Here is a 3,894-nt window from a genome sequence, read left to right as displayed (position 1 = left end):
GCCGCCGCCGCCGCCGCCGGACGCGGTAGCCGCGCCGCCGATTGCCGCGCCGCCGTTACCGCCGGTGGCCCAGGCGCCGCTCAGCGCGTCGCCGCCGATGCCGAAGGACACGGCGTCGCCGCCGATGCCGGTGGACGTGGCTTCGCCGCCTGTCGCGCCACCGCTGACGGCCGCTGCGTCACCGCCGCTGCCTGCGCCGAAGCCTGCGCCAACACCAACACCGACACCGGTGGCATCCGCGTCGCCGCCGCGACCCGAGTCGGCGTCGCCGCCGCGGCCAGCAGTGGCGTCGCTATCGGCATCGGCATCGCTGTCGGCGTCGGCATCGCTGTCGGCGTCGGCATCGGCATCGGCGTCGGCATCGCTGTCGCCGCCTTGGCCGAAGTTCAGGATCGGAACGATCGGCACATAAGCGTCGATGCCATCGCCCGCATCGTCGGCCTTGGCGTCGGCATCGGCGTCGGCATCGGCGTCGCTGTCAGCCTTGCTATCGCTCTCTGCCTTCGCGTCGCTGTCGGCGTCGCTGTCGCCGCCTTCAGCCTTGCTGTCGCCGCCCGCTGCCAGGCCAGCGCCGAGCCCGAGACCCAGGCCGAGGCCGAGGCCTACACCGTGGCCGCCTTCGGCCTTGGCATCGCCGCTGTCGCCTTCGCCACCCTTGGCGTCGTCGCCCTTGCCGTCGCCGCCGTCGGCGTCGTCGCCTTCGCCTTCGCCGCCCTTGGCGTCGCCGGCTTCAGCCTTGGTGTCGCTGTCGCCTCCGAACGCCCAGCCGCCGTTGGCATAGACGTCGCCGCCATTGCCGCCATCGCCGTTCTCGGCGTCGTCGCCGTCGCCGCCGTCGCCGCCCGCAACGATACCGTCACCGGATTCGGCTTCGCCGCCTTCGGCCTTCTGCTCGACGTCGAACTCGGCCAGGTTCTGGACCTGCGCGTTGTGGAGTTCGTCGTTGTCTTCGATCTGCGCTGTCTGGACGAACACGTTGGCAGTGTTGGTGCCGTTACCGTTCAACGAGCCGTTCAGGAAGCCCGAAAGCTCGATGTCGTCGCCCGGATTGAAGTCAAGATCGCCGCCGGCGATGAGCATGTTCTCGCCAGCGGTCATTGTGCTGTCGTCGAGATCGATAAAGTCGTTGTCGTCGGCGAGATCGTCGACATCGAGATCGAGCTTCACGTCAACGTCGACGTCAGTCTTGTTCTCGTTGATGTTGACGTTCTTGTTTTCGTTTTCGTTTTCGTTCTTGTTGTCGTTCTTGTTTTCGTTGTCGCTCTTGGCGTTCGCTTCTGCCTTCGCGTCGCTGTCGGAATCGCTGTCCGCGTCGGCGTCGCTCCTGGCATCGGACTCACTCTCGGAATCCGCATCGGCCTTCGCGTCGGCATCACTCTTGGCGTCGGAATCGCTCTTGGAATCCGCATCGCTCTTGGCATCCGACTCGGATTCGGATTTCGCTTCGGATTCGGATTCGGATTCGGCTTCGGACTCGCTCTCGATTTCGTTGCCGATGAACTGCCAGCCCGGGTTGAAGTGGTTCGATCTATCAATTGACATGGTCGTGTCCTTGGAAATTGGGGCCGCGACAACCGAACCACTTTCATCTTTGATGTGGTTATGAGTTGCACGCGGCCGACTGGTTAAGTTTTGGTTGGAAAAGGATCACCGAACCGAGGGGACGCACGGCTGAAGATCCAAAGGCATGCTTGACTGTGTGCGCTGGCCCTCCCTTGCTCCGGGAACGGCTTGGCCGTCCCTCGATGGACGTGCACCCACCGGTGCACGCTCTTGGCGCCGGAGAGAAAGCATGTATTCCATGCCTTCCCATGGCGCAGAGTGAAGTCTGCCTTGGCTGGAAGCAGTTTGTAAGCTGTCCGTTTGAGCTAAGCCGCCCGCAATACATCGATGGGATTACAATAGTATTCAGCCTTGCAACTGCGTTACTATTAAAATCCCGAATGCTTGGACCCGCCATTTTTCTCGGCAATGCATTGCGTATAGCTTCATCGAAAACTGAAGGGTTCAGGCCCCGGCACCGGCCAAGCCATAGCTCCAACTGACTAGATCCAAGCGAGGCGAGGTAATCCAGATTGGGGACCTTCAGGGTATGCGCGAGATGTGCGGTTCAGTCGGCGCTGGTATCGACCCCCGGAGAGGCTGGCGAAATACCACTGGCTTCGTAGAGCGGATCGAGAGTAAAATGTAAAATATTGAGCGGCAAGCCGAGCCGTGGCCGCAAGCCAGGGAGCTGCATCAACGGCGGGGGCAGTGGATCTTGATTTTGGCAGAACAACAGAGAATGCCGCGATTTCAGGAAATCCTGCTGCTGGTAGGCCGCCTGAACTATACCTGGACGAACACGGAAAGCCTGCTCATTTATCTGATCGCCGGCCTGGCAAAGGTCGACAAGGAAACCGCCATCATCATCTTCCTCACCCTGAACACGACACGCGCGCGGATCGAACTCGTGGAGAGGCTCGCCAAGAAGTCGACCACCTCAGCCGCCTGTCGGAAGGACGTTCTGGAAATCACGCAAAGATTGTCGCAGCAAGCGAAACTAAGGAACAAATACAGCCACTGTATCTATTCGTTTGACGAGACAGGAACCCAAGCCAGCACACAGCTCATGAGGATCTTCGACAGCAAGGAATCCATCAAATACGGCAAGATGGAAGCGCTGGACGATTCGGAGCTTAAGCGTATTGATTTGTCGATCGAGGCGATCAAAGAGATCAACAGATTGATATGGGCGGCGGTGGAAAAGTATTCTTTTCCACACTAGCGAGAACGCGTGCGCATGCGGCGCCTGCTGCCGCGCAGCAGATGCACCGGTTCCCCCAGCACAATTCACTGTCATGTCCCGCCGGATTCGATGCGCGTCCATTTTGACGCGTCGTTCTGCGACTGCCTCGCAAAGTACTTATAGGGAGTCTTGGACCACTCCCTGATGGCGTTGGTCCGGTTGTCCAGTATCAAATCGCCGTGGTCGGTTCGCACGGTCAGGACGGTGTGGCCTCGCCCCCCATAGGTGGCGACTGTCAGAAGCAGTGCGGAGGCCGACCAACCTCGCTTCAGAAGTTCGGCCTTCTTGAGGATGGCAAAGTCCTCGCAATCGCCCTCTTTTGTTGGCACATCCCACTCGTCCGTTGCGCGGCCACCTATCCAATCGTTGCGTTCGCGAATCCGCCCGTTGACCGACGCGTTCACGCTTTTGAGCAGCGCCTTTCGTTCCGATGTGAGTTGCACCACTTTCGCCTTCCCCCGAGTGCTGCACAGGCGGGGCTGTTTCTTGCAGAAGGCATAGAAAGCTGGCGGGGCGAAGGCGTCGCCGGCTGTCACCATGGTTGAACTCTTTCCGCCGGCCTGGGCGGAGCTGGCAACCATCACTGCCAGCAAGACTGCCGCTAAACGAAACAAGATCGTCCCCTCTCAAAAAGGGGTAGGCATAAAGCGTAATGCGTTCAAATCATGTCACATTGGGGGATTTGCACAGGTTATTACCTTCAGGTATCGCTAACGAATGGTTACTCTTGGTAGTAACTGTTGAACCGGCTCCCAGTTTAGGGGACGGGAGCGCTCTTTTTCCTCAGGAGAAGACAATGCACCTGCATCCTCTTGGGAGCGGGCTCAGCGCAGCCTTGCTTCTTTCATCCACAGTATTGATGAGCGCCGCTCCGGCGGCAGCCCAGAACAGCCTGCGGCCTCGATTGGCGGCAGAGCAATGCCAGCCTCTAACCCGGGCAAACTTCGCGATGTGCTGCATCGCGGTTAACCGCTCGTCCATTCTGGCGCCCGAGCAGCTTGCTCAATGTCCGCCATTGACCACCTCGGTGATTTCCAACGCTCTGTCGGGCCGTGGAGATGGCCGTGGCGAGCGCGGCGGCGGCCGCGGCGGCGGCGGCGGCAACG

3 protein-coding genes and 1 pseudogene are annotated in these 3,894 nt (G+C 60.5%); 2 read left to right on the top strand and 2 right to left on the bottom strand.

Annotated elements, in window-relative coordinates:
• Positions 1–1,542 (bottom strand): hypothetical protein (locus MAXJ12_RS37065; protein ID WP_008838863.1); only part of this gene is annotated, 1,542 nt, incomplete at its 3' end.
• Positions 1,543–2,284: 742 nt separating this feature from the next.
• Here MAXJ12_RS37065 and MAXJ12_RS25065 point away from each other — a divergent pair.
• Complete coding sequence (locus tag MAXJ12_RS25065) at positions 2,285–2,767, top strand: hypothetical protein (RefSeq protein ID WP_008838862.1); 483 nt, start codon at positions 2,285–2,287, stop codon at positions 2,765–2,767.
• Between the two features lie 71 nt (positions 2,768–2,838).
• Here the strand turns inward: MAXJ12_RS25065 and MAXJ12_RS25060 are convergent, their stop codons facing one another.
• Positions 2,839–3,369, bottom strand: a complete 531-nt coding sequence (locus tag MAXJ12_RS25060) for a transglutaminase-like cysteine peptidase (RefSeq protein WP_050898896.1) — start codon at positions 3,367–3,369, stop codon at positions 2,839–2,841.
• Positions 3,370–3,440: 71 nt separating this feature from the next.
• On the opposite strand from MAXJ12_RS25060, the pseudogene MAXJ12_RS38570 reads away from it, so the two are divergent.
• Positions 3,441–3,894: pseudogene (locus tag MAXJ12_RS38570) on the top strand (hypothetical protein); the annotation flags it as partial.

The sequence above is a fragment of the Mesorhizobium alhagi CCNWXJ12-2 genome (assembly GCF_000236565.1).
GTDB classification, from domain to species: domain Bacteria; phylum Pseudomonadota; class Alphaproteobacteria; order Rhizobiales; family Rhizobiaceae; genus Allomesorhizobium; species Allomesorhizobium alhagi.
Note: the sequence above shows the minus strand (reverse complement) of the source record. Positions and strands in the feature narration are given on the sequence as shown.

What these genes read in the sequence shown, in the direction of transcription:
- MAXJ12_RS25065 (WP_008838862.1), top strand. Translation starts at nt 2,285, where the DNA reads ATGCCGCGATTTCAGGAAATCCTGCTGCTGGTAGGCCGCCTGAACTAT.
- MAXJ12_RS25060 (WP_050898896.1), bottom strand. Translation starts at nt 3,369, where the DNA reads ATGGTTGCCAGCTCCGCCCAGGCCGGCGGAAAGAGTTCAACCATGGTG.